This window comes from Bacteroidota bacterium, from assembly GCA_020161395.1.
Classification (GTDB): domain Bacteria; phylum Bacteroidota; class Ignavibacteria; order Ignavibacteriales; family Ignavibacteriaceae; genus UTCHB3.
In genome coordinates this window covers 29,595-55,521 of sequence record JAIUOE010000005.1, presented here as the reverse complement: position 1 = coordinate 55,521, position 25,927 = coordinate 29,595, and the positions used below count along the sequence as shown (strand labels likewise).

19 protein-coding genes are annotated in these 25,927 nt (G+C 42.5%); 11 read left to right on the top strand and 8 right to left on the bottom strand.

Annotation, left to right across the window (positions count from 1 at the left end):
- Nucleotides 1–69: 69 nt before the first annotated feature.
- Complete coding sequence (locus tag LCH52_09455; protein ID MCA0388708.1) at nt 70–2,562, bottom strand: T9SS type A sorting domain-containing protein; 2,493 nt, start codon at nt 2,560–2,562, stop codon at nt 70–72.
- 172 nt (nt 2,563–2,734) lie between these two features.
- Entirely contained in the window at nt 2,735–3,700 is a 966-nt protein-coding gene (locus LCH52_09450; GenBank protein MCA0388707.1) for an SPOR domain-containing protein, read from the bottom strand.
- Nucleotides 3,701–3,845: 145 nt separating this feature from the next.
- On the opposite strand from LCH52_09450, the gene LCH52_09445 reads away from it, so the two are divergent.
- Both LCH52_09445 and LCH52_09440 read left to right on the top strand, forming a co-directional pair.
- Nucleotides 3,846–7,475, top strand: a complete 3,630-nt coding sequence (locus LCH52_09445) for a PAS domain S-box protein (GenBank protein MCA0388706.1) — start codon at nt 3,846–3,848, stop codon at nt 7,473–7,475.
- A 34-nt stretch (nt 7,476–7,509) separates the two neighbouring features.
- The gene (locus LCH52_09440) at nt 7,510–8,697 is read left to right on the top strand and encodes a SpoIIE family protein phosphatase (GenBank protein MCA0388705.1); all 1,188 of its coding nucleotides are present in this window, start codon (nt 7,510–7,512) and stop codon (nt 8,695–8,697) included.
- 36 nt (nt 8,698–8,733) lie between these two features.
- Here LCH52_09440 and metH read toward each other — a convergent pair whose 3' ends face one another.
- Complete coding sequence (gene metH, locus LCH52_09435) at nt 8,734–12,435, bottom strand: methionine synthase (GenBank protein ID MCA0388704.1); 3,702 nt, start codon at nt 12,433–12,435, stop codon at nt 8,734–8,736.
- Nucleotides 12,436–12,551: 116 nt separating this feature from the next.
- Between metH and rfaD the strand changes: the two genes are divergently transcribed.
- Nucleotides 12,552–13,526 (top strand): ADP-glyceromanno-heptose 6-epimerase, encoded by a 975-nt coding sequence (gene rfaD, locus LCH52_09430; GenBank protein ID MCA0388703.1) that lies wholly within the window; start codon nt 12,552–12,554, stop codon nt 13,524–13,526.
- Between the two features lie 82 nt (nt 13,527–13,608).
- On the opposite strand, the gene LCH52_09425 is transcribed toward rfaD, so the two are convergent.
- Nucleotides 13,609–13,989, bottom strand: coding sequence for a hypothetical protein (locus LCH52_09425; GenBank protein ID MCA0388702.1), 381 nt, complete (start codon nt 13,987–13,989; stop codon nt 13,609–13,611).
- Between the two features lie 419 nt (nt 13,990–14,408).
- On the opposite strand from LCH52_09425, the gene LCH52_09420 reads away from it, so the two are divergent.
- From LCH52_09420 to trxB, 5 genes are all read left to right on the top strand, one after another.
- Nucleotides 14,409–16,409, top strand: a complete 2,001-nt coding sequence (locus tag LCH52_09420; GenBank protein MCA0388701.1) for a S9 family peptidase — start codon at nt 14,409–14,411, stop codon at nt 16,407–16,409.
- A 10-nt stretch (nt 16,410–16,419) separates the two neighbouring features.
- Nucleotides 16,420–16,854 carry a DUF1232 domain-containing protein gene (locus LCH52_09415; GenBank protein ID MCA0388700.1) on the top strand — a complete coding sequence of 145 codons (435 nt, stop codon included), beginning with the start codon at nt 16,420–16,422 and terminating at the stop codon, nt 16,852–16,854.
- A gap of 140 nt (nt 16,855–16,994) precedes the next feature.
- The gene (gene recN, locus LCH52_09410) at nt 16,995–18,719 is read left to right on the top strand and encodes a DNA repair protein RecN (GenBank protein MCA0388699.1); all 1,725 of its coding nucleotides are present in this window, start codon (nt 16,995–16,997) and stop codon (nt 18,717–18,719) included.
- A 1-nt stretch (nt 18,720) separates the two neighbouring features.
- Nucleotides 18,721–19,845, top strand: a complete 1,125-nt coding sequence (gene hemW, locus LCH52_09405) for a radical SAM family heme chaperone HemW (GenBank protein MCA0388698.1) — start codon at nt 18,721–18,723, stop codon at nt 19,843–19,845.
- Nucleotides 19,846–19,927: 82 nt separating this feature from the next.
- On the top strand, nt 19,928–20,884 hold the full coding sequence (gene trxB, locus LCH52_09400; protein ID MCA0388697.1) for a thioredoxin-disulfide reductase: 957 nt from the start codon (nt 19,928–19,930) through the stop codon (nt 20,882–20,884).
- Between the two features lie 90 nt (nt 20,885–20,974).
- Here trxB and LCH52_09395 read toward each other — a convergent pair whose 3' ends face one another.
- Together LCH52_09395 and LCH52_09390 are read right to left on the bottom strand one after the other, a co-directional pair.
- Nucleotides 20,975–21,334 (bottom strand): hypothetical protein, encoded by a 360-nt coding sequence (locus LCH52_09395; GenBank protein ID MCA0388696.1) that lies wholly within the window; start codon nt 21,332–21,334, stop codon nt 20,975–20,977.
- Nucleotide 21,335: 1 nt separating this feature from the next.
- The gene (locus LCH52_09390; protein MCA0388695.1) at nt 21,336–21,683 is read right to left on the bottom strand and encodes a hypothetical protein; all 348 of its coding nucleotides are present in this window, start codon (nt 21,681–21,683) and stop codon (nt 21,336–21,338) included.
- Nucleotides 21,684–21,847: 164 nt separating this feature from the next.
- On the opposite strand from LCH52_09390, the gene LCH52_09385 reads away from it, so the two are divergent.
- Together LCH52_09385 and LCH52_09380 are read left to right on the top strand one after the other, a co-directional pair.
- On the top strand, nt 21,848–22,414 hold the full coding sequence (locus LCH52_09385; GenBank protein MCA0388694.1) for an RNA polymerase sigma factor: 567 nt from the start codon (nt 21,848–21,850) through the stop codon (nt 22,412–22,414).
- A complete protein-coding gene (locus tag LCH52_09380) occupies nt 22,411–22,923 on the top strand; it encodes a zf-HC2 domain-containing protein (GenBank protein ID MCA0388693.1) in 513 nt (170 codons plus the stop codon). The genes LCH52_09385 and LCH52_09380 overlap by 4 nt, the downstream gene beginning before the upstream one ends.
- Nucleotides 22,924–23,380: 457 nt before the next feature.
- On the opposite strand, the gene LCH52_09375 is transcribed toward LCH52_09380, so the two are convergent.
- Entirely contained in the window at nt 23,381–23,683 is a 303-nt protein-coding gene (locus tag LCH52_09375) for a hypothetical protein (protein MCA0388692.1), read from the bottom strand.
- Nucleotides 23,684–23,872: 189 nt separating this feature from the next.
- Here LCH52_09375 and LCH52_09370 point away from each other — a divergent pair, with 189 nt between their 5' ends.
- Nucleotides 23,873–24,205, top strand: a complete 333-nt coding sequence (locus tag LCH52_09370; GenBank protein MCA0388691.1) for a 4Fe-4S dicluster domain-containing protein — start codon at nt 23,873–23,875, stop codon at nt 24,203–24,205.
- Nucleotides 24,206–24,296: 91 nt separating this feature from the next.
- Here the strand turns inward: LCH52_09370 and LCH52_09365 are convergent, their stop codons facing one another.
- Nucleotides 24,297–25,889: a hypothetical protein gene (locus LCH52_09365; GenBank protein MCA0388690.1), complete on the bottom strand. Its 1,593-nt coding sequence runs from the start codon at nt 25,887–25,889 to the stop codon at nt 24,297–24,299.
- Nucleotides 25,890–25,927 lie beyond the last annotated feature (38 nt).

Genomic DNA, 25,927 nt, shown 5'->3' with positions numbered 1-25,927 from the left:
TAAAAACTTCAGCATCCAGGATTAAACCACAAGCTCATAGCTCATAGTTCATACCTCATAGCTAAACATTTATTTCATCAACATCATTTTCTTGACAGATGAGTATTTTCCGGCTTCAATTTTATAGATGTACATTCCGGAAGCAAAATTTGTTGCATCGAAATTGATGGTATATGAACCGGCTTCCTGTTTCTGGTTGACGAGAGTCATAACTTCTGTGCCCGTAACATCGAATATCTTAAGAGTAACACCTGAAGTCTCAGGGATTCTGTAGGATATGGTTGTTGTCGGGTTGAAAGGATTCGGGAAGTTCTGTGACAGTTCGAATGTCATCGGAGTACCGACTTCAACTTCGATTGCATAGGAATAACTGAACGATCCGTCAAAATCGATCTGTTTCAGGCGGTACTGGTATTTACCCGTTTTTACGCCTTTATCAGTGAAAGCATACTCAGAGATTTTAGTGGTTGTTCCGTTACCTTTAACAAAAGCAACTTTCGACCATGAACCTTCACCCGATTTTCTCTCGATTTCGAAACCGTTATTGTTCAGTTCTGAAGCTGTTGTCCACAAAAGGTTTACATCGTTCCCCGCTACAGTCGCTGACAGTGCTGCCAGTTCGACGGGAACAATGCTCAATGAGTTTTTGAACATATAACCGTTGACTCCAACTGCAAACCATGCGTAAGTACTGTTGTTGTTGTTCGCTGAGAAGTGAGAACCGTTAAGAGTGCCACCCGAGGTGTTTTTTACACTCCAGGTAATACCTGCATCTGTCGTCAGAAGGAATGTTCCGGTTCCGCCAAAAACTGCGAAAGTATTTGGCGAATATACTTCGAGTGAATTGAAAGAGTAACTGCTTCCGGTTGGTTTGGAGAGTGTATCCCACATGATACCACCGTTTGTCGTTTTATAGATTCTTCCGCTGCTGCCTACCATGTAACCGAGTGAATCATCTACCATTTTCACATCGTAAAGGAAACCACCGAAGTCGTCTTTTGTTGTATCTCTTCTCCAGGTAGCACCACCATCGACTGTGCTGTACGGAACAGGTTCCCAGGTAAGAAGCACACCTTTGTTTGCATCGCGCATATGGGCACCATAAACCTGACCGGCACTTGCAGCAATAATACCATGTGACTGTGCAGTCCATGTTGCACCACCGTCAGTGGTTTTAAAGATGAAATTGGTAAGCGTACTTGGAGCGCTCGCAAACACCCATCCGGTATTTGCATCGACGAAGTCAACTTTTCTGAATGTTGCACCGGCAGGAAGTCCCGTGGCAGCAACAGAATCCCATGAGGCACCACCGTTGGTGGTTTTATAAACTGCACTGTTTGTACCGGAGATAAATCCGTTGTTATTGTCAATCATGTCAATACTCCAGAATGATGCAGTGGAGTAGGCAGGCATTGGAACCAAAGTCCATGTTCCTCCTCCATTCGTCGATCTGGCAACCTGATCCTGAGCCGGCAGACTCGGGGCTCCTACAGCGATGACAATTCCATCGGGAGCTGAAGACCATACATCATACCATGTACCCGGTTTAATGAGTTTTGTGTGATTGGTTGGAGTAGCAGTAGCGCCGAATCTGGACTGGATAAGTCCGAATGCACCGACAGTCACTACAGAATCACCGGTGGGGGAGAAAACTGATGCGTAGTAAGTTGAGGTCCAGGGCTGACCGGGATTTAACAGTGCAAGAGTATCCCATGAAACACCAAGGTTGGTTGATTTGTAGAGGTTGAAACTTGGTCCGGTGAGATAAAATGTATTGTTGAGGTAATCTACATCCCAGTAAACATTCGTTGCGAGCAAGCCTGTATTTGCTGCTGCCCAGGTAGCGCCTGCATCCGTTGATACTCTGACATTACCGGCTGTACCAGCAGCCATGACTGTTGAGCCACTGCCGCCGATTTTTTGAACGGTGTATGAGACACCTGTATTAACATTTGCCCATGTAGCACCACCATCAGTCGATCTTCTTACATTACCCACGGTGGTTGCAAGAAGGATGGTGTTTCCATCTTCTGTCCAGACATCACCAAAGGCGGTTGTAACGCCTGAGGGGACGCTTGTCCATGTATTTCCGGCATCAGTGGTTTTAGCCAAATTTCCACTTGATCCACAAACAAAACCGGAAGTGGCATCGTAAAACTGAAATTGATTAAGAGTGACAGTGTTTGCGATGGGATTTGTTGCCACAGGTGCCCAGGTGTTACCACCGTCAGTGGTTTTATAAATTCCACCCGTTGATCCACATACGAGCCCGTTATTCAGGTCAAAAAAGTGGAGATCGAATGCGTTCGAAGACTGACCTGATGTCCCAAAAGGAGCTCCTGCAAGGTGGTTGAAAGTCCAGGTAGCGCCCGCATCCGTGGTCTTCATGAAAGTACCGGCAGCTCCTACAGCATACCAGGTTGTGGCACTCATAGCCTGGATTGACCTGAGGGTATTGCCCTGTGGTGAAGGGTGAAGCCACTTCCAGTCAGTGCCCGTTTGTGAGTAAACGAGACTGGACATGGAAACAGCCAAAACAAAAAGAAGTAATAATTTCCGCATGGAAACCTCTTTATAGTTGGTAAGTGAATAGATTGATTGAAATAATTCAGGTATAGATTAATTTAGCCGCATTTGGGGCGGATTCAAGATTTCGATGAGATATTAAAATACTATTATCTAAAAAGCGAAGATAAACAATTGAGTTAATACAAAACAAGTGGAATTTGTAAATTTATTGAACGCAGTCAAAACTGTTATCGATGATGCCGAGGTACCAGTTCCCTTCCTTTTTGAAGAAGCCGAGGAGGGACTCGTCAGTTGCCAGAATAATCACTGAAATACGATACTCCATCTTTTCGATGGAGGAGAGGAGAGATTTGTCGAGATAGATTATTTCCGAGGCTCCGGGGAGAATTGAGGTAAGCTTGGAGTAGTTTTTAATCTTCGAAATGAAGGTACCCTTTTTGGTCCAAATGCCGGCATTACAATCGAATTCGGGGAGGTAGTCTTTCACGGGTGTTTTACCCGAAAGTGACAGGAAAAGCCCCTGAATTACAGCCTGAGAGAATGAAACGGAGTGGATAGGAAAAGGTATGCCACCAGGGTCGATGATCTCGATTATTCCGGTTTCGGGATCGATATATTTTTCTATCAAATCAGGTTTGTTTTTTGTCAGAGCCGAGTTGATTTCCGTGTAAATTGAAATCAGTTTGTCGAGATCACCAGCATTATCCGGGGAGGTGTCAATCAGGTAAGGCGGTTTTCCTGTATCACTGTTTGGGACAGGAGTCTGATTTTGAGTGTCAATATCTTTATCTTTATCCACGGGTTTCTCCGGCTCTTCAACCGGTTTACCCGTTTTAAGTTCGGAAAACAGGGGTTCGTATTCAGAAGCAATATTGAAAACCCATGCATCTTTTATTCCTGTTTTCGATTTTATAGCATCACGAAGGGAAATGGCATCGCTCTGATTTGAGAAATAACCTGAGCAGGTTCTGTAAAGGGATTTCTTGTCATTTGAAAAATCGATCGTAAACGCGACAAAACCGGCAGAATTCACTTTTTCCGTTATTTTGTCCACGGCATCCCTGCTGCCTCCTGATCCGGCGACAACCGAATATGCCTTGGCGAACTGTCCCTGTACCGGGATTGCGATAAACAGTAACAGTATAAATGTAATAAGACAGGTGAATTTCAATGTGATTTTAGTCGAATTTTCATAAGTATTTTTGTAAAAATAAATAAATTATTGATTAGATCGATAACTTTTTAAGCCATTTTACATATTTTAGGGATGGAATTGAAGAATCTTTAAAAATCTTAACCACGACTTCTGGCTTCAAATGGACAAACAATTACAACTCCTCGAAGAAGTAACAGTTTTATTTTCAACCGCCACATCAATTGAAGAATTTGCACATGCGTTCGATGTTTTTGTAGAAGCATATGGCAATATTGAAAAAACAGCTCTCTATCTGATAGACCCCTACACAAATGATCTTCGCCTCCTTCACTCGAAAGGATTTTCAGAGGTCGAGAGACTGGAAGCCGAGAGAACAGCCTGGGAAAGACACCCCGGCTGGGTTATAAGAAACAGGAAGAATCTTGTCACAGGTGATGGGGACTCAGAAAATGACAACATTTCAGTTTCTAGCAAAAGATCATTTAATGTCAATTCCAGAATATATTTTCCACTTCTTCATGATGACGAATGTTACGGATGTGTTGGTTATGTGAGTGAATTTCCTGACTTCTACAACGAAGAATTCAAATCACTGTCATCATTTCTAACCAGAATCATGTCTCTAAACTGTCATCGGATAATTCACAGCGTGAAAGAGAAGGAAGCTTCCCGAAAGATCAGGGAATTTTCTTCCACACTGGAAGCACTGCTGATGAATTTGAATGCAGGGGTTCTTGTCGAAAATGAGGATAGAAGAATAATAGCACTAAACAAGATGTTCTGCGATCTTTTCTCGATTCCTGTTGAGCCGGCACTATTGATCGGGGCGGATTGCAGTAATTCAGCAGAGGAATCGAAAAACCTTTTCCTCGATCCCGAGGAGTTTGTGTCAGGGATTGTTACTTTACTGGGAAGGAAGGAGTTGGTAAAAAATGAAGAACTGCAGCTAAAAGATGGAAGATCATTCGAAAGAGACTATGTTCCGATATTCGTGCAGTCCGAATACAAAGGTCATCTTTGGGCATACCGTGATATAACTGCCCGAAAGGAAGCTGACAGACAGTTGCGTGAAAATGAATTCAAGTACCGTCAGATTATTGAAAATGCAAGCGATATCATTTACAGTGCCACCGTGAAGGGGGATTTTACATTTGTGAATCCCAAAGGTGAGACTTTGAGTGAATTTTCGCTTCAAGAGCTGTTGAAGATGAACTACCTGGAACTCGTTCATCCTGAAGATAAACAAAGGGTTAAAGAACACTACATTAATCAAATTGTGAGTCAGACGGAAAATACCTATCTCGAATTCAGGATGACCACCAAAAGCGGGAAAACCCTTTGGGTTGGTCAAAATGTCAGACTAAATATACTGGATGGCAGGTTGTCAGGTCTGCATGCAGTTGCACGGGATATTACAGAATCGAAAAGTCTTAACGCAGAAATCGACCGTCTGAAGCAGTTTTATGAGAAAATTCTAAATGATCTTCCGGGTCAAATTGCGGTATTTGACAAAAATCTTCGCTACATTTTCATAAACCCCGAAAGTCTGAAGAATGAGGGGTTAAGAAAATATATTATCGGAAAGACAGACTCGGAATATTTTGCTTACCGGGGTTACGATCCAAAATCTGCAGCAAAAAGGGAGGATACACTTCGGGAAGTAATTAAAACAAAGAAGACTCTCCATTTTGAGGAGGAGGTGGGGAACAAAGATAATAAAAAGAAAATTCTCAGGGTGATCAATCCAATTTTGAACAGTGAAGGGGAGGTAGATTATCTCATCGGTTACGGTCTTGACATCACTGATCTGCGGGCAGCAAACGAATCGCTGGAAAGATCGAGAAAACTGTTCCAGACTGTGCTTGAGACTGTTGCAGATGGGATTATACTTCTCGACAGTCACAGCAGAATAATGCTAATTAATGAAGAGGTCAGAAGGATTTGGGGCTACTCGAAGGAAGCCCTCATCCGGGAGGATTTCCAGATGCTCTTCAAGGAGGGGATGTTTGATCTCTCGATATGGACCGGTGATGTCGATTCGATGTACAGGGAGATAATGGGACAGAGCATTGAACTTACCGGAGTAAGACGCGACGGCACCACTTTTCCCGTTGAAATTCATGTCTCGAGGATGGAATTCAACATGGAGGTCTATTATACCGTCGCTCTAAGTGACATAACTGAAAGAAGAAGAAGATTAAAAGAGCTTGAGGCGGCGAGAAACCTGGCTGTCGAATCAACCAAAGCGAAAGAACAGTTTTTGGCTCACATCAGTCATGAGATCAGAACTCCTATGAATGCCGTTCTCGGATTTACACACCTTCTTCTTGAACTGAATCCTTCGGAAGAACAGGTACAATTCCTGAAGGCGATTAAATATTCCACCGACAATCTGCTTGTAATTATTAATGATATTCTCGATTTTTCGAAGATTGAAGCAAACAAGCTTGAGTTTTTCATCGATGACTTCTCCATTCTCGAATCAGTTAATCATGTAATTGAATCTGTCAGATATTCTGCGGAAGAAAAAGGGATAAAAGTTGCAGCCTCGGTTGAAGATGATGTTCCATTCTGGGTGAAGGGTGATCAGGTAAGATTCGGGCAGATCCTGCTGAATCTTGTCTCAAATTCTGTAAAATTTACGGAAAAAGGGGAAGTAAAGGTGAGTGTCGAGGTCCTTGCCAAAGACGAGGAAGAAATCAGACTCAAATTCCGGGTTTCCGACACAGGCATTGGAATTCCAAAACAATATCTGAGCAAAATTTTTGACTCGTTTGAACAGGTTAAAAACAGGGACAGAAGAGCAAAAATGGGTACCGGTCTCGGTCTTGCGATTGTAAAATCCCTTGTTGAAAAGCAGGGAGGTGAAATTTATGTGACGAGTACCGAGGGGATTGGATCTGAATTTACGGTAAAAATGCCGTTTAAAATCTCAAAAAGGGATGATCTCATCCTTGGAAGCGATCTGATTGAAGAAACAACCCATACCCGAAAAGATTTAACCGGATTAAAAGTGCTTGTGGTCGAGGATAATGAGATGAACCAGCTTGTAGCCACCAATATTCTCAAACTGTGGGGGTGTGCATATAAAGTGGCACCAAACGGCAAACAGGCAATAGAGCTTTTCAAAAATGAGGATTTTGACATCATCCTGATGGATCTCTCGATGCCTGTAATGAACGGATTCGAAACCTCGGAAGCAATCAGGCTCGATTTCCCTTTCCCGAAAAAAGATATCCCCATCCTGGCATTTACCGCATCGGCGATGATTGAATCGAAGGACAGGGTCTTCTCGAGTGGCATGAATGATTATATAAGCAAACCCGTAAAACCGGTGGAACTTCAGAAAAAGATTTTTACCCTCACGGGACGAGACCGGATCCCGGCGGAAAAAATTAATGAAGAAGATGAAAAAAGTGAGGTAATTATGCCTGTGGATTCCAGATTCAAATATATCCGTCTTGACTATCTGAATGAGCTGACGGGGGGTGACGATGATATTATCGGAGAAATGATGAATTTATTCGCTGAAAATACTCCCGAGGTATTGTCGAAACTGAGATCACTCTATGAAGAGAAAGAGTGGGAGGAGATAAAAAAAGTTGCACACAAGTTCAAACCAACACTCTCTTATATGGGTATCAAGGAGCTTGAAGGTGTCGTTCCACAGATCGAAAAACTCGCCCTTGACAACGATCCTGAAGGGAAAATTCCGGGACTTCTCGACATGCTGGACTACTATTCGAATGAAGCCTTGAGAGAAATCAAGGAAAATCAGGCGGAAAAATAACTCACAAAAATTTAAAGAAACAGGAAAAGAAATTATGGATATTTTGGTTGCTGATGATCTTCTTGAAACAAGATTGCTTCTGAAATCAATACTAAAAAAACTTGGTCACAATGTTACCACTACCGAAGATGGAGAGGAAGCCTGGGAAGCACTTCAAAACTCAAATATTGCGATGGTGATAAGTGACTGGGAGATGCCCAATCTCACAGGTATAGAACTCTGCAAGAAAATCAGGGAAACCGACATGGGCAGATATGTTTATCTGATCCTGCTTACAGCAAAAAATGAAAAAAATGAACTGGTTGAGGGGATGGAAGCCGGTGCCGACGATTTTATTACCAAACCATTCAATAATCAGGAACTGAATGTAAGGATAAGAGCAGGCGAAAGAATTATCAGGTTGCAGGAAGACCTTGAAGAGAAGAATTTCAAGTTGCAAAAGTACAATGAGAGGTTGGAGAAAGACCTTAAAGCTGCTGCTGACCTGCAGAAAAGCCTCCTGCCGATGCACCATCTCGAAATTCATGATCTTTCATTTGATTCAATTTTTCTCCCGTCACTTTTTGTGGCTGGCGATATCTTTAACTACTTTGAACTCGATGAAGAGAATGTCGGATTCTACCTCCTCGATGTTTCGGGGCACGGAGTCTCCTCGGCGATGCTCTCTTTCACTCTGAGCAAATTCTTAAGTGTGGATCAGGGGGACACGAGAGGACTGTTGAAAACATACTCAACCGAAACCATGAGCTTTACGAATACACCACCCGAAGTGGTGCTTACCGAGCTCAACAAACTCTTTGAAATGGGTCTGGAGGTAATGCAATATTTTACAATGGTTTACGGAAAATACAACAGATCAACGAAAGAGCTTGAGATAAGTCTGGGGGGACATCCTCCTGTGATCATAGTTCACAAAGATAAGACACCCACAGTAATCGAATTGAACAGCATACCGATAGGGATGTTTGACAATTCCGACTACGAAAAGGCGTCTGTAAAATTATCCAAGGGTGATGTGGTCTATATCTATTCTGACGGATTTTCGGAATGTTTTGATATCGGGGACGGAAAAGTAACGGGTATTATGGCGGACTGGCTTGAGGCACACAAACATCTCGGGAAAGAGGATCTAAATTCCACACTTAGTGAGAAGATGAAGAAATATTACGATAACAATCCCGATGCGGATGACATCTCCCTTATGAAAATAACGGTAAACTGATTCGAGTATTCGAACCAGTTTACCTGATACAATTAATTAGTCACCTTCGTCATAATTCAAAACGGGACGCAACCACCTCTCGATTTCGTCGAGGCTCATCCCTTTTCTGCGGTGGTAGTCGATCACCTGATCTTTGTTCAGTTTGCCCGTTGTGAAGTATTTCGATTCGGGATGTGAGAAGTAAATTCCGCATACTGCCGCTGTGGGATACATTGCCAGATTTTCAGTAAGGGTTATACCTGTTCTCTCAGTAACATTCATCAAGTCAAAGAGAGTGATTTTTTCTGAATGATCGGGGCATGCGGGGTAACCGGGTGCCGGTCGTATACCGGTGTATTTCTCGCCAATAAGATCTTCGTTGGTCAGATTTTCCTCAGCCATATATCCCCACAGTCGGGTTCTAACCTCTTTGTGGAGATATTCAGCGAACGCTTCCGCAAGCCTGTCTGCAAGAGCCTTCACCATGATAGCCGAGTAATCATCATTTTCAGATTCATACTTCTTCACAAGCTCATCAACGCCAATTCCAGCGGTAACTGCAAAGAAGCCGATGTAATCTTTCTTTCCTGTCTCCTTCGGAGCGATGTAGTCAGCGAGGCAGTGGTTCGGAAGACCGCTTGCTTTTATTGCCTGTTGTCTGATAAAATGAAATTCTGTCAGAACTCCGTGTCTTTCATCATCAGTATAAACCTCAACATCGTCATGATGAACGGAATTTGCAGGGTAAATTCCCGTGACACCATTCGCAGTGAGCAGTTTCTCGCTGATTATCTTGTCCAGAATAACATTTGCGTCAGCGAACAGTTTTTTAGCTTCACTTCCATATTTTGCTGTATCGAAAATCTCAGGGTATTTACCCTTCATTTCCCATGCCTGGAAGAAAGGAGTCCAGTCGATATATTCTTTCAGAGTCTCGAGAGGGATGTTTTTGTACTCAATAACTCCCGTCTTTTTCGGGACAGGGGGGGTGTACTTTTCCCAGTCGGGTTTGAAACGGTTTCTTCTTGCTTCCTGAATGGTCACAAACTCTTTGGTATCCCGTTTCTTCCGGTGATCTTCCCTTACCTTGTCATATTCGTTTCGAATTGATTCTGCAAACTCTCCCGCTGTTTCAGGGTTAATAAGTTTTGCAGCCACCGGCACGCTTCTCGATGCATCGAGAACATGAACAACGGGTGCCGAATAGTTCTGGGCAATTTTAACTGCCGTATGAACTCTTGAAGTGGTGGCTCCACCAATCAAAAGCGGGATATTCATCTTCCTGCGTTCCATCTCCTTCGCAACGCTTACCATTTCATCGAGCGAGGGTGTTATTAGACCACTTAATCCGATGATATCGACATTTTCCTTGACAGCGGTATCAAGTATTTTTTCAGCAGGTACCATCACGCCGAGATCGATGACATCGAAATTGTTGCAACCGAGTACTACTCCGACTATATTTTTCCCGATATCGTGAACATCACCCTTTACCGTGGCGAGAAGAATTTTACCGGCACTCTGACTGGAACCGGGTGATTTTTTTTTCTCCTCTTCGATATAGGGAATGAGGACAGCAACCGATTTTTTCATTACCCTCGCAGATTTTACAACCTGTGGCAGGAACATTTTCCCAGCACCAAAAAGGTCACCCACGAGGTTCATGCCATCCATCAACGGACCTTCAATTACATTGAGCGGAGCGGGGTACTTAAGCCGGGCTTCTTCGGTATCCTCTTCGATATAATCGACAATTCCTTTAAGAAGGGCATACTTCAGTCTTTCTTCGACAGAAGTTTCGCGCCAGCTTTCTGTTTTTACTTCCGCTTTGTCTTTACTTTTTACATGTTCGGCAAAGTTGATAAGTCTTTCCGTGGCGTCACTTCTTCTGTTGAGCAACACATCTTCCACGAGAACGAGGAGTTCCTTGTCAATGTCTTCGTAAACAGCGAGCTGGCCGGCATTCACGATTCCCATGTCCATACCTGCTTTTATGGCATGGTAGAGGAAGGCGGAGTGCATGGCTTCACGGACAACATCATTTCCGCGGAATGAGAAGGAAACATTGGAAACACCACCGCTTACCTTTGCGTAAGGGAGGTTTTCTTTGATCCACCGGGTGGCTTCGAGATAATCAACACTGTAATTATTGTGCTCTTCCATTCCGGTAGCCACAGTAAGAATGTTGGGATCGAAAATAATATCTTCGGGAGGAAAACCAACTTCTTCTGTGAGGATTTTATAGGCTCTCGAACAAATTTCAATTCTTCTTGCAAGAGTGTCTGCCTGGCCCTGTTCATCAAATGCCATTACGATTACGGCTGCACCATACTGCAATACTTTCCTAGCATGCTCCCTGAAGACATCCTCACCCTCTTTGAGGCTGATTGAGTTTACAATCGATTTTCCCTGAAGGCAACGGAGACCTGCTTCAAGCACTGTCCACTTTGACGAATCGATCATAACAGGAAGTTTGGCAATATCGGGTTCAGAACCCATCAGATTGAGGAATTTTGTCATCGCTGCTTCTGAATCGAGCATCCCCTCATCCATGTTTACATCGAGAACCTGGGCACCGCCCTCGACCTGGTGTCTCGCTATCGAGAGGGCTTCCTCGTAATTGCCCGACATGATAAGTTTTGCAAACTTTTTGGAGCCTGCCACATTTGTTCGTTCACCGATATTTACAAAATTGGTTTCAGGACGCACAACGAGAGGTTCGAAACCACTCAATCTCAGGTATCTCGGTGGAGTCGGTGGAACCCTTGGTGGAAGAGATGCCACCGTTTCAGCGATCAATTTGATATGATCTGGTGTTGTGCCACAACAGCCGCCTACGATATTGAACATATTCTCTGAAGCAAATTCCTTCAGGATGTCAGCCATCATGTCAGGTGTTTCGTCGTATCCTCCAAACTCGTTCGGCAGTCCGGCGTTTGGATAGACGCTCACGAACCAGGGACACTTGTCAGCAATCTCTTTTAAAAACGGTCTCATCTGAGAGGCACCAAGTGCACAGTTCAGACCAACACTTACAAGATTTTTTGCATGGCTGATCGAGATCAGGAACGCTTCGGCTGTCTGTCCCGAAAGGTTTCTCCCGCTAAGGTCAACTATGGTTCCCGAGATCATAACAGGCAGGGAAACTTTTTTCTCTGTGAAAACTTCTTCTACTGCATAAATCGCAGCTTTTGAATTCATGGTATCAAATATCGTTTCAATCAGAATAATATCGACTCCACCGTCAATCAGACCTCTTAATTGCGCCGCATAAGCCTCTGCCACTTCCTGGAATTTGACTGCACGATATCCCGGATCATTAACATCGGGGGAGAGTGAGAGCGACTTGTTCATAGGTCCGAGTGCTCCTGCCACAAATCTGGGCTTTGTGTTACCGGGGATGTTAAACTCTGCAGTCACTTCTTTTGCAATTTTTGCCGAATGGAAGTTCAGTTTGTAAACCTCGCTTTCGAGTCCGTAATCAGCCTGGGCGAACGATGTGCCGCTGAATGTATTGGTCTCGATGATATCAGCACCTGCTTCAAGATACTTTCTGTGAATCTCCTTAATCACTTCAGGTTTCGTTATCGAGAGAAGATCGTTATTTCCCTTCAGATCGGATGGGTGGTTCTTATACTCTGCACCTCTGAAATCTTCCTCAGTCAGTCTGTATCTCTGTATCATCGTGCCCATCGCGCCGTCAAGTATCAGTATTCGTTCTCTTAAAAGGGCTTCTAAAATTGCTTTTGTGTCGTTCATATGAAAATATATTCGTGAGATTGTGTAAAGTATTTGATTTTTTTTGATCAATTCGTTAAAATGTGATTACAAATTTAAAATTTATCCCCGCAATTAACAAAGAAATCAGGAATTAGATGTATATAGTTACTGGTGCTGCCGGATTTATAGGCAGCGCAATAGTCTGGCAGTTGAACCGTGAAGGTATAACTGACATCCTCATAGTCGATACTCTCGGCAGCGATGAGAAGTGGAAAAACCTTGTAAACCTGCAATATCGTGACTTTATCGATAAAACAGAGTTCATAAAAAAAATAGAAGACCGTGTACATTTCGGCAATGTTGAGGCGATAATTCACATGGGTGCGAATTCTTCCACCACAGAAAGAAATGCCGACCATCTTGTGGAAAATAACTATCGTTACACCAAAGTGCTCGCAGAATACTGTCTGGCGAGAGATATCAGATTCGTTTATGCCTCATCGGCAGCCACTTATGGCGACGGTGAACTCGGTTTCGATGACACCGACGAAAACTGCCTTAAAATAAAACCTCTGAACATGTACGGTTATTCAAAAAACATGTTCGATCAGTGGGCTTATCTGACCGGAAATTTGAAAAAAATTGCCGGGGTGAAATACTTCAATGTTTACGGACCGAATGAATCGCACAAAGGTGATATGCGAAGTGTTGTTCACAAGGCTTACGGACAGATAAGAGATACCGGATTGGTCACCCTTTTCAAATCCCTCCATCCGGCTTATAAGGACGGGGAACAGATGCGCGACTTTGTTTATGTGAAGGATGCCGTAAACATGACACTCCATCTTGTCAGGAACCCCGACCAAAACGGATTGTTTAATTTGGGGCAGGGAAAGGCGAGAACATGGAATGATCTTGTAGGAGCAATTTTTAGCGCAATGGGTTTGGAACCAAACATTGTATATATTGACATGCCGGATTATCTTGCTCCAAAATACCAGTATTTTACAGAAGCTGATATCTCCAAAATCAGGAAGTCGGGTTACACGGCACCACTGTATTCTCTTGAAGAAGGTGTTGCAGATTATGTGAAAAACTATCTGTTGCCGGGTAAATTTCTGGGAGAGTAGTCAGAGCGGTATTATATGAAAACGGGCTGTTTAAGGCAGCCCGTATTCATAATCTTACAATTCAGGTGAGCGGGGAAGCGACTTAAAAGTCGTCGTCATCATCATCTATGTTTTTTTTCGGGTTGCTGTCGAAATCATCATCAAAATCGTCATCATCAAGATCCTCATCATCTACATCGTAGTCGTCATCGTCGAAAAGTTCACCGTCGTCAAAATCTTCCAGAAACTGTTCTATGTCTTCTTCGTCAAAATCGTCGTCAAGGTCTTCGTCTTCCTCGGCAAGGTCTTCATCGTCCAGATCCTCATCATCGAAATCTTCATCATCGAAATCGTCATCACCCATTTCATCATCCAGATTCCTTTTTTTGGGTGATGCAAAAAATTCCTGTGCCAGATGCCAGACCGGCTGCTCAACTTCAGAAAATTCCATTCCTAAACTCTCTGAATCATCAATAATTGGCATAAAAGATACTCCTTCTTATTCCTGTTCACTTTTTTTGAAAAACTATACTATAAATTAAAAAATTTGAATCGTAAATAAATAAGGAAAATTTTTTAAATACACACGATGCAGACAATTTTTTACAATTTTTTTGTGGAACGGACGGCAATTTTTTGGGAAACAAATCCGTAAAATGAGAAAAATAGTTAAAAAAGAATTATTTTGTTCAATATTCATTTTTATTGTCAGTCTTATGGCGGCTGGAAACCATTAGAGATTTGTCGGGATTAAATCGGGTAATCTGATTTGCCATCATTTTCCCTTCTGCCAATCCCTTAAAATTTCGTAAATTTTCACTCATTATTACAACTTTTTTATCAAGTTAGCGAGGTGCCGTCTTGAGGTTATTTATTTTCATATTATTCATGAGTACATTACTGATGCCACAGCAGAAAAGGTTAATTACCATCGATGATCTTTGGTCGATGGAGAGAATAAACAAAATAACTGTTTCACCCGATGGAAGCAAAATATTCTATGCCTCATCTGTTTACAGCATGGAACTAAACAAGGGAAACAGCAACATCAGCACTATTAATTCAGACGGTTCCGGTAGAAAAGGGATTAAAACAAGCGAAAAAAATGAAGGTTCGCCAGTTTTTGTACCTGCTTTGAATAAACTCGCCTACTTGTTCGATGATCAGATTTATCTCTGCAATACAGACGGAACGGGGGAAGAGGCTCTGACAAGCTATTACACTGGAGTGAATTCCTTTAAGTTTTCTGATGACGGAAAATATATACTCTTCACTTCCTCGGTTTATCCTTCATGCGGACTGGGAAACGAGTGCAATGAGACCCGGGACAAAAAAGAAGAAGAGAGCAAAGTAAAAGCTTCTGTGTTTACCGAACTGTATTATCGTGACTTCAACAGGTGGAGAGGTGACAAGAGAAGTCTTCTTTATTTGTTTGATATCGCCTCGAAAAAAGCGTATGATCTTACACCCGATGCCGGTTATGATGTGCCACCGGTTGCTCTCGGCTCGGAGAATGATTTTAATTTCTCACCTGACGGCAAAGAAGCTGTTTTCACTGCCAACAAGGATAAATTCCTTGCGACAAGCACCAACAATGACATTTGGACAGTCAATCTCACAGAAGTGTTGAAGGGTGGAACTCCAAAGCATGTGAAGATTTCCAAAAGCGAAGGAAATGATTGTGAGCCTGTTTACTCGCCCGATGGAAAATACATTGCCTTTACATCGATGGAGAGAAAAGGATTTGAAGCTGATAAAAAACGAATCATAATTTTCGACAGAGCAAAAGGGAGTTTGACAGATATCTCTGCCAAATTTGATCTGACAGCAGAAAATCTGATCTGGTCACCCGACAGTAAAACAATCTATTTCATCGCTCCTTTCGAAGTTTACAATCAGATTTACAGTGTAGATGTTGCAACACAAAAGCTAACAACAATCATTAAGGGAAGTAACATAACCGACGTTAATCTGGCGGCAAACGGCACGAAATTCTTTTTCAGAAAACAGGCTTCCACGATGCCACATGAAATCTATTCCGCCAATGTGGATGGAAGCGGAATGATGAGAATTTCGTATGTGAATCAGCAGGTTTTGAATCAACTCGACATGAATGATATCGAAACTTTCACGACAAAAGGTGCGGGTGGTACTTCGGTTCAGTCGATCCTGGTGAAACCTGCGGGTTTTGATCCTTCAAAGAAATACCCTCTCGTATTCCTGATCCACGGTGGTCCACAGGGGCACTGGAATGATGATTTCCACTATCGCTGGAACCTTCAGATGTTTGCAGCAGGCGGATATGTTGTCATTGCCCCCAACCCGAGAGGAAGTATCGGCTACGGACAAAAATTCACTGATGAGATTTCGAAGGACTGGGGAGGGAAAGTCTACACCGACCTGATGAATGTCTATGATTACGCAATTAAAAATTTTAAGTACCTCGACAAGAACAATACTTTTGCTGCCGGAGCATCTTACGGTGGTTATATGATAAACTGGATTGCGGGCCATACCGACAGATTTAAAGCACTTGTTTCGCATGCCGGAGTTTTCAATCTCGAGAGCATGTTCGGAACGACCGAGCAGTTATGGTTCCCTGAATGGGAGTTCGGTGGCACACCGTGGGAGAAGAGAAAAGAGTATGAAAAATGGTCACCCCATCGTTTCATACACAACTGCAAGACTCCCGTGCTCGTAGTACACGGTGCAAAAGACTTCAGAGTGCCCGAAGAACAGGCTTTTCAGTTATTTACTTCACTTCAACGCTTGGGAATTGAAAGTAAATTTTTATATTACCCCGACGAAACTCATTTTGTTGCAAAACCACAAAACTCAAGACTCTGGTGGCTGACTGTTTACGACTGGTTCGAAAAACATTACACACCGGAAAAGAAAAAATAGAGAGGTTGTCATGGAAGAAACAAAAGACAAAACCGTGGATCACTTGGGCGAAGAGCACCTCGACTTTCATGATGTCCCCATGGACGGGGGGCTGAAGGATAACGGGAACGGTGAGGGAGATTTTGATTTCGATTATATCGAGAGCGAAGAGGAATACGAGAAGCAGGCTCAGTATGTCGATGCCAATATCTGGCAGAAGCTTGAAGAATCCGGAACCAAAATATCCTTTGTTCGTGATATTATTGCTCTCTACAACTACATGCTTGATTCCCGTGTCTCATGGTACAGGAAAGCTATCGTTGTGGTAGGGCTGATCTATTTTATTACTCCAATTGATGCCATTCCCGATCTGGTTCCCCTTTTCGGATACATGGATGATCTTGGGGTAATCGGATCTATCCTCAAATATTTGGGACATGAACTGTCATCCTACTACGACAGTTAATTCGTTTTTCCCAAAAGGACCCGGAAAAAGTGTGAAGAAACAGAAGCATATAAGAATGATCAAGGATTCCTCCTTAATTTATTCTTATATGCTTTTTGTTGATCTGTTAAATTCTTGGTTTAGCGGTTAAAAAGTAAAAAATGCTCACCTCACTCTACATCAAAGATTACGCTCTCATAAAAGAAGTCACGATAGAATTCGGTCCCGGTCTCAATATCATTACGGGTGAGACAGGTGCCGGTAAATCGATTATGCTTGATGCACTCGGCCTGGTTCTTGGAGGCAGAGCGTATGTCGAATCAGTGAGGACGGGATCGCAAAAAGCTTTCGTTGAAGGGGTTTTCAGACCCGGCAAAAATTCTGCAGACCGTATTGAACAGATCCTGACTGAAAATGAAATTGAACCCTCGACCGAAATAATTATCAGACGGGAAGTCTCGCTGAAAGGAAGCAGTCGCGCTTTTGTCAATGATACTCCAGTAAGCATCAACACTCTGAAAGAGATTGGCGATTGCCTTGTGGATCTTCACGGTCAGCACGAACATCAGGCGATACTTCACCCCGACAATCACATCGGATATCTCGACAGCTTTGCAAAGACTTCTTCACTTCGGGATACATTTTCTGCCGAAGCCCTCAAACTCCAAAAACTTCTTTCCGAACAGAGGGAAATAGAAACCAAAAAAGAAGAGTTGAAAGAGAAAAGGGAGTTTTATGCATTTCGTCTTCGGGAAATTGATTCTGTTTCACCTCAACCGGGCGAAGATGTCGATCTCGAAAAAGAGCTCAATATTTTAGAGAACGCCGAGAAGATTTTAACCCTCACATCCTCAGCTTTTGCTAAATTGTATGAAGGTGAACCGTCTTCCTATGATCTGGTTTTTTCCGCCAGGAAGGAGGTGGAGTCATTGGGCAGGATTGATGCTTCTTTCGCGGAACTTGTTCCTGATCTCGAGCAGGCACTTGCTGCCATTCAGGGGAGTGCCGAAATGATTCGGGATTATATGAAAAACATCGATCTCGATCCCTCCAGACTTGAGGCATGCCGGGAGAGACTCGTTGCCATAAACCGGCTGAAGAAAAAATTTGGCGGCAGTCTGGAAGAAGTCATCGAAACCCGTGAAAAGCTACTCCAGGAGATTGATCTTGCTGACAATTTTTCAGATCATCTTGCCGGTGTTAACAGACTGATCGCTGAACAGAGAGAGGTCTGTGGAAATATTGCAAAAGAACTTTCGGAGAAAAGAGCTTTGGCAACAGGGGCACTTTCTGAAGGGATAGTTGCCAAACTTTCAGAACTCGGAATAAAGAGTGGCAATTTCGTTGTAAATATAGCACATGAAGAGCCGGGTCCAAAAGATGGAAGTTTTATTGTGAACGACGGTAAGGCAGTAAAATTCGATGAAAACGGAATTGACAAAGTGGAATTTTATATCTCCACAAACGCAGGGGAACACCCGAAGCCGCTGGTAAAAGTTGCTTCGGGGGGTGAAGTTTCCAGGGTCATGCTTTCCCTTAAATCGGTTCTTGCCGGAATGGATCGGATACCCGTGCTCGTTTTCGATGAAATTGATACGGGAATCAGTGGACGCATTGCCCAAAAAGTTGGTATTGCACTTAAATCGCTTTCGCAGTTTCATCAAATTATTGCCATCACACACCTGCCACAGATCGCCGCATACTCTGACATCCATTTCTCGGTTCAGAAATTCGAACAGAATGGCTCCACTTCCACGCAGATTAACAAACTATCACCTGAAGATAAAATTAATGAGATCGCCAAACTGATCAGCGGGTCCGAGGTGACAAGTGCATCCATAAAAAGTGCGAAAGAGCTTATCGAAGGCGAAGGACTTTTTGGTTAGTTTGCTAAAAAACGCCGGACTTTATGTCCACATTCCATTCTGTGACCATAAATGTATCTACTGCGATTTTTATTCCATCATCAAAGAAGATAATAAATCCCTTTACCTGACTTGTTTAAAAAATGAAATAGAGCATTTTTCTGAAATTTTCTCGAAAACACACAAGTTCGATACCATATATTTTGGTGGCGGAACCCCTTCATTAGTTGAACCCGAATACCTTGGTTCGATAATCAACCATCTTAAACAAAACTTTTTTGTCTCATCTGATGCCGAAATTACAATGGAAACAAATCCCGGCACCGTTGATCTTGAAAAGTTGAGGCAGTTTCGGCGTATTGGAATAAACAGAATCAGCATCGGAATTCAGTCATTTGATGAGGATGACCTGAAATTTCTTACGAGGATACATTCAGCAGAGTCGGCGATACAGACAGTTAAAGATGCACAAAACGCGGGGTTTACAGATATTTCACTTGATCTCATTTTCAATCTCCCCGGTCAGAGTAAAGAAAAGTGGTTGAGAAATCTTGAAATTGCTGCCACACTTCCGATCACTCATATCTCCGCGTACAGCCTGATTCTCGAACGGGGTACCATCCTGAACAAAATGGTGCTGAAGGGTGAGGTCGAAATGCAGGATGAGGAGATTGATTCAGAACTTTACGAAATCACCATGGATTTTCTTGCCGAAAAAGGGTTTGAACACTACGAAGTCTCAAATTACTGCAAACCGGGATTCGAGTGCAGGCACAACCAGATTTACTGGGACTGTAAAAATTACCTCTCTTTTGGCACCTCCGCTCATTCGTATATGGATGGAGAACGGTGGTGGAACTATTCCGCTCTCAGTATTTACAATGCCGCTGTTCAGAAGAGAAATGAAGCGGTAGCAGGCAGTGAAAAGCTATCTGAAAACGATCTTTATGAAGAATCCATAATGCTTGGTTTAAGAAGCAGGGGATTGTGTTTGGATTCTCCGGAAATGCAGGACTGGTATGCAGGGAGGCGACTTATTATCGATGGACTGATTTCTGCCGGGAAGGTCTGTTTGGAGGGAAACAACCTGAAATTAACCCGGAACGGGTTTCTTGTGTGCGACGAGATTGTGGAAAGACTGCTGTGATGAGGGTAAAAAGTGGTAATTTTGAATCATTGAATATATTTTTTGCATCATACTGTTATTGAAATAAAAATTTGGAGAATTAATGTCAGAGAATAAAAATAATCACAGAAAAGTGATAATAATCGGTTCAGGTCCTGCAGGATTTACTGCAGCAGTTTACACAGGCAGAGCCAATTTGAATCCGTTAATCTTTGAAGGAATGCAACCGGGCGGGCAGCTTACCATTACCACTGAAGTGGAAAATTATCCCGGGTTTGAGCATGGGATTCAGGGTCCCGAACTTATGGATATAATGAGAAAACAGGCACACAGATTTGGTGCCGAGTCGATCTACCAGGAAGTTACAGAAGTTGATTTTTCAAAAAGACCTTTTACTATAAAAAGTTATGATGATACATACACTGCTGACGCGGTAATAATTTCAACCGGTGCCTCAGCAAAGCTTCTTGATCTTCCTTCAGAGAGTAAATTTATGGGTTATGGCGTTTCAGCCTGTGCCACCTGCGACGGATTCTTCTACAGAAATCAGCGCGTCATGGTTGTTGGTGGAGGTGATACTGCTCTCGAAGAGGCTACATATCTTACCAGATTTGCTTCTGAAGTAGTGATTGTACACAGAAGAGATGAATTCAGAGGTTCGAAAATCATGGTTGACCGGGCAAAGAAGAATCCGAAAATCAAGTTCGCTCTCAATTCTGTTGTAGATGAGGTCGTTGGTACCGAAGATGGAAACAAGAAAACCGTTACCGGTGTCATACTGAAAAATGTAAAAACCGGGGAGAAAGTCTTGCACGAGTGTGAAGGTGTTTTCATCGCGATAGGTCATCAGCCAAACACAGGCCTCTTTAAGGGAGTACTCGATACAGATGAGAGCGGGTACCTGATCGTGAAACCGGGTTCAACTTACACAAATATCGAGGGTGTTTTTGCTGCGGGTGATGTTTCCGACAAAACCTACCGTCAGGCTGTAACTGCGGCAGGTTCCGGTTGTATGGCTGCGATTGATGTCGAGAGATGGCTGGAAACGCAGGAGTTATGAGTTATTAGTTTTGATTTATGATTTATTAAATTGGACAGACGCAAAGAGGACCTGACTGGTTCTCTTTGCGTTTTTTATTTTAAGGTTGGGTTATTTCTTTGTTTGCAGTTCTTTGTTGACCAGATGGCTGCGGTAGTAGTGAGCTGTAATAAGTCCGATCCCTGTGAACAGACAGATAGAGACGGCTACAAGTGGATTTTCATTTGTCAGTTTGTCGAGCCAGAAGCCTGCTCCAAGTCCCACACTGAAGAAAATCATTATTGTACCTGAGACAGCGAGCCAGTATGATTTTCTTACCTCCCTGTCAACTCCCATCAGATTGTAGAGATCATCTGCCGGCAGGTCTTTTTCAAGAAGTTTTTTCTTCTCGAGGAAACGGAAACTGACAGATGCAATAATGGTAGCTCCGATTACCATAAAAAGAACTATGGGTATCAAAACATCTTCCATTTTAGCCCTCCTTCTGTTTGTTGAGTTTTTCTCTCACATAAAAGGATATTATTAACCCGGCACCCACAAAAATGAACATGATAAAGGGGATATAATCATTTTCGCCGGTCAGATTTTTGACTACTGTCCCGGTCAACATTCCAAGTCCGAATGTTGCTGTGATGATTCCAAGGACGACCAGCACTCCCTTTTTCTTGTCTCCGGGATTAAGGAGAAGCTTAAGTTCTTCGGCAGTATAATCCTTCGAAAGGATCATTTCTCTCTCCCTCGATCTGAAGTAGAGGGTGGTAATTATGACTGCACCGGTAACTATGAAAAAGATTATCGGTATCATGAATTCGAATGGCATTTTATTCTCCATAATTGTTATTTGTTTCTACTACTTCAGACAAGCGGCTTAAATAAAAGGTTACACCATGGTAAAATATTTTTTTCATTTTGTATTATTACAGTTGGAATTTTAATTTAATGACGGTGTAACCATTTAAAGGACTCTCAGGTCTAAACGGTTGTATGAAGAAACTTGATGATCACGAGATAATTGAATCGGTTAAAAGAGGCAACACTTCCGATTATTCTCTCATAATAGACCGTTACAAGCAAAAGGCTTTCTCAATGATATTCCGAATGTTGAAAAACAGAATGGATGCAGAGGAAGTGCTGCAGGATTGCTTTGTCAAGGCATACAATAACCTGAAATCATTCAAAGGAGATGCTCAATTTTCAACCTGGTTCTATAGAATTGTATATAACACTACACTCTCAAAACTGGGGATGAAAAAGAGACAGATTGAGCAGTCGATGCTCTCGATAGGGGACGAACTCGACATTGAGGATCTGGAGGCTGATACTTCCGGGAGGAAAAACGCAATTAAAGAACTGGTGAACACACTTGTGGCTAAACTGCCCCCAAACTATTCCATGGTGGTTAATCTTTTTTACATGGAAGAGATGAGTTGTGAGGAAATTGCCGAAGTGATGGGAACAAATACTCCAAATGTGAAAGTATTGCTCCACCGTTCCCGGACGGAACTTAAAAAATTGATAAAAGAAAATAATCTCGAGGATGAACTGAGATGAAACACTATAACGACGATTTTTTTAATCATTTTATTGACGGCGAAGTTGATCCTTCTTCCCGTCAGGAATTCCTTTCGCATATCAAAACATGTGAAGCTTGCGCAAATGAATACAACCTTTTACTCAAAGCTCACAATGGTTTCTCTCAAATGGAACTGGAAGAGGCTCCTCTTTCGATTAATTCGTTAGTGATGAGAAGAATTGCCAAGGTGGTTCGACCGTCTGAAGCAAGTAAAAAGTTTTTTATTGGAATGCTCGTAACTCTTACCTCTTTGTTGTTGCTGCTCTTTGGCTATGCGCTGAACACAAGTTCTGGAACCTCTGCCGCAGAACAAAAACCATTGTTCGACTTTTCAAAAATTGATTTTTTATTCATGAAAGATTTGTCAAAACCTCTCGGCTCATTCACATCTATCTTTACTCCTGATTTTGGAGGAATGCTTTTGATTCTCGCAATTTCAGTGGCTTCCTACTTCATCATCGAGAAACTCAAAGAAGGAAAGAATTAGTTATTAGTTTTGAGTTATTAGTTATTAGTTTTCGTTTTTGAACACGATAATCAAGATGAAGATGTGTGAGCCCGATAGGGCGGCATATGTGTAGGGGACGCAGATTTTCGCAGCGGGGATAGTTCCACGGATTTCACGGATGAAGGTTTTAAGCCCGTTAGGGCAGCATATGTGTAGCACCTCTGAGAGGAAAAGATTTTCAAAGCCTACGGTTAAAATGGGGAAGATTTGGAATGTTTCTACCCATATGTCGCCCTAACGGGCTTTTGTAATTTTTGTACACCGAGATTCTACCCATATTCCGCCCTAACGGGCTCAAAATCCTCATTCGTGGAATCCGTGCGAAATCCGTGGAATCTGTGAAACTATCCCCTCTGCGAAAATCCGTTTAATCTGCGTGTATCTGCGTCCCCTACCCATATGTCGCCCTAACGGGCTTTTCAGCCTTCAGCCTTCTTTATTCAGCCTTCTCTTTTACTTCATTCAGCTCTGTGAAGACGGGGAGGCCTTTTGACATGGCATGGAGTCGGACAGTGAATTTTTTGGTTCGTTCGTGCATTTTGTATGAATCGTAATCATGGTCGGAATCGAAAGAGAGGAAAATATAAAAATTGGCGGGTTTTGCTGCACTCGTCATCGCCTTAAAGAAGTTGAGACCGGGGTGTAGATCTTTAATATTTTGGGCAAAATCGTTTACAAGTTTTGTTGTATAGTCGAGATTTTTTTTATCTACTTCGAGGGTGACGAGGATGTTTTTCATAATTTTCTTGGTTTTTTATTCAAAAATAAGCAAAACAAGGGTAATACCCTTCTTGTCTATTGACTAAAAGACAAAAAATGCTTAATGTTGGAGTCGTAAAAATAAATTTTTAGATATTCGGTTCCGAGAGACTTTGCCGGCGATGGTGGCAGAACAGTTAAAAAATTTTGTAATAAATGGAGAAAAATTATGGCAATAATGATAACAACCGATTGCATCAATTGCGGAGCATGTGAACCAGAGTGCCCTAATACTGCAATCTACGAAGGCGGCAGAGAATGGGAACTTGCCGGAAAAACCTTCGGTGATGGAAATGCAGCCCCATCCGGTGCTGAAGGATTCTTCTCGGGCGATTTTTACTATATCGTTCCTGACAAGTGTACCGAGTGTAAAGGATTTCATGATGAACCGCAGTGTGCGGCAGTATGTCCCGTTGACTGCTGTGTTCCTGATCCTGCGCATGTTGAAACGGAAGAAGAACTTCTGAAGAAAAAAGATTATCTGGACGAACTCGGAAGATAGTCTCTCAACGCTTCTATTTTAGTGGAGAAAGCGGGAATTAATTCCTGCTTTCTTCCAATTATTTTTGTTTGGAATTCCCGGTCGCATCTTCTCACCCCAACTCTCCCTCGATTTTTCCGTTTTTATATTTTAAAGGCTTGATTTTTATTTTCACTTTTTTGTTTGACACTCTTTTTAGATAGCGGAAAAATTTGAAAAATCTAAATGCTCCGAATGCCATTCCGACAGTTGTAATACCCGCCATAATCGAGGGAGTGATTCCCGGGATGAACAAATCCGCACCGTTGATAAAAAGGTTCTTTAGTTTGTACGGGTTGTTCACGGGTTCACGCATGACCTTTTGCGTGGTCGGCATGACTGTACCAAAAGGATTGTATAATCCCCCTGCACCTGTTGAAGAAGGGGGTATGAATTCAACTGATTCGATACAATCGGGTAATTCCGGGACATACAAACGCATCAACTGATCAAGGTATTTTTTTAAGTCCTCAATGTTGTCAGGCTGTGTGAGAAATGATTGAGGATCGTCTCCATTGATGAAGATAACAGCGAAGTATCCGGCTGGCAGAGTTGATGTAGAGTTTTCCGGGAACCAGGGAAACAGATTACAGGCCTGTGGGATTTCATCCTGATCGGCTGAATTTGCCGGGAAAAATCGTAATATTTCCCCCTTTAGATTGAGCTTTTCACTCTTTTCGTTAAATTTTAATTTGAAAGCCACAGGGAAGGGAACGAACTCCTGAACCGGGAAATATCCTTTCAACCGTTCCCGTGTTTCCGAGTCGGACACATACTCCGGAAGAGTCTTAATGCCGGAACCCCAAAAGAGTTTGGCTGCTCTCAAAGAGATTTTTTCATCAGGGCTTTTAATTTTAATTTCAGTGACTTTTCTCCCGGAAATGACGATATCGTCAATCATCCCGTTTTCAAACAGTTTTCCACCGGATGAGAGATAACTCTCTCTAAGGGAATTGTAGATGGCATCGATTCCCCCTGCCGGAGCGAAACCTCCGTTGAGGAGTCCCATCATATTGATTGCCTGAAAGATTGAGGAAGTGCCTTCGCGGCAGGATGCGAGGTTCTGCAACTGCCCTGATATAACAGTCTTGAATTTAGTGTCAGATGACAAAGAATTCAGATAATCTTCCGAATTCAATGCAGCGAATTTTTTTCCGGAGACAAAAAATCTTTCTGTAAGTCTGTGCAAAGTTGGCGGGAGGATAAATCTCAGCAGGTAGAAGCTTGTGTAGTTTGCAGCATGCTGAATATCCTTGAAAAAACTGTCCACATTTCCTTTTTCTTTTGGGAAAAGACTTTTCAGACCATCCATATATTGTGCAAGATTGTCAGAAATGTTTAATTTTGCTTTTGGATAGAAGAGTCGCTCATAAATCGATGGCAGTCTCTCCCAAAGGAGTTTATCATCTGAAAGGTAATCAAATATCTTTCTGACAAAACTGTCGCTTTCCATTTGACCCGAATAAAATGCATCGAGATAGAAATTCTTTTCAGGGTTATCGAGGGACTGGGCTATGCCTGTAACCAGGGCGGTCTTCTTTTTGAAAAATTTTTGCAGTATAATCGCAGACGCAAACGAAGAAATTCCGGCGCCGGTAATGATAACATCGAACTTTAACGATTTATTCAATTGCATTGGATCAAAAACAGGTGAAAGGATTTTCAATTTTATTATTTTTGTACATTATTAAAATAAAGAAAAGT

Bases quoted from the DNA above. Each gene is read 5' to 3' on its own strand.
- LCH52_09425 (MCA0388702.1), bottom strand. From the start codon at position 13,989: ATGCCAATTATTGATGATTCAGAGAGTTTAGGAATGGAATTTTCTGAA.
- LCH52_09370 (MCA0388691.1), top strand. From the start codon at position 23,873: ATGGCAATAATGATAACAACCGATTGCATCAATTGCGGAGCATGTGAA.
- metH (MCA0388704.1), bottom strand. From the start codon at position 12,435: ATGAACGACACAAAAGCAATTTTAGAAGCCCTTTTAAGAGAACGAATA.
- LCH52_09395 (MCA0388696.1), bottom strand. From the start codon at position 21,334: ATGGAAGATGTTTTGATACCCATAGTTCTTTTTATGGTAATCGGAGCT.
- LCH52_09455 (MCA0388708.1), bottom strand. From the start codon at position 2,562: ATGCGGAAATTATTACTTCTTTTTGTTTTGGCTGTTTCCATGTCCAGT.
- LCH52_09385 (MCA0388694.1), top strand. From the start codon at position 21,848: ATGAAGAAACTTGATGATCACGAGATAATTGAATCGGTTAAAAGAGGC.
- trxB (MCA0388697.1), top strand. From the start codon at position 19,928: ATGTCAGAGAATAAAAATAATCACAGAAAAGTGATAATAATCGGTTCA.
- recN (MCA0388699.1), top strand. From the start codon at position 16,995: ATGCTCACCTCACTCTACATCAAAGATTACGCTCTCATAAAAGAAGTC.
- LCH52_09440 (MCA0388705.1), top strand. From the start codon at position 7,510: ATGGATATTTTGGTTGCTGATGATCTTCTTGAAACAAGATTGCTTCTG.
- LCH52_09420 (MCA0388701.1), top strand. From the start codon at position 14,409: ATGCCACAGCAGAAAAGGTTAATTACCATCGATGATCTTTGGTCGATG.
- LCH52_09445 (MCA0388706.1), top strand. From the start codon at position 3,846: ATGGACAAACAATTACAACTCCTCGAAGAAGTAACAGTTTTATTTTCA.
- LCH52_09415 (MCA0388700.1), top strand. From the start codon at position 16,420: ATGGAAGAAACAAAAGACAAAACCGTGGATCACTTGGGCGAAGAGCAC.
- LCH52_09380 (MCA0388693.1), top strand. From the start codon at position 22,411: ATGAAACACTATAACGACGATTTTTTTAATCATTTTATTGACGGCGAA.
- LCH52_09390 (MCA0388695.1), bottom strand. From the start codon at position 21,683: ATGCCATTCGAATTCATGATACCGATAATCTTTTTCATAGTTACCGGT.
- rfaD (MCA0388703.1), top strand. From the start codon at position 12,552: ATGTATATAGTTACTGGTGCTGCCGGATTTATAGGCAGCGCAATAGTC.
- LCH52_09375 (MCA0388692.1), bottom strand. From the start codon at position 23,683: ATGAAAAACATCCTCGTCACCCTCGAAGTAGATAAAAAAAATCTCGAC.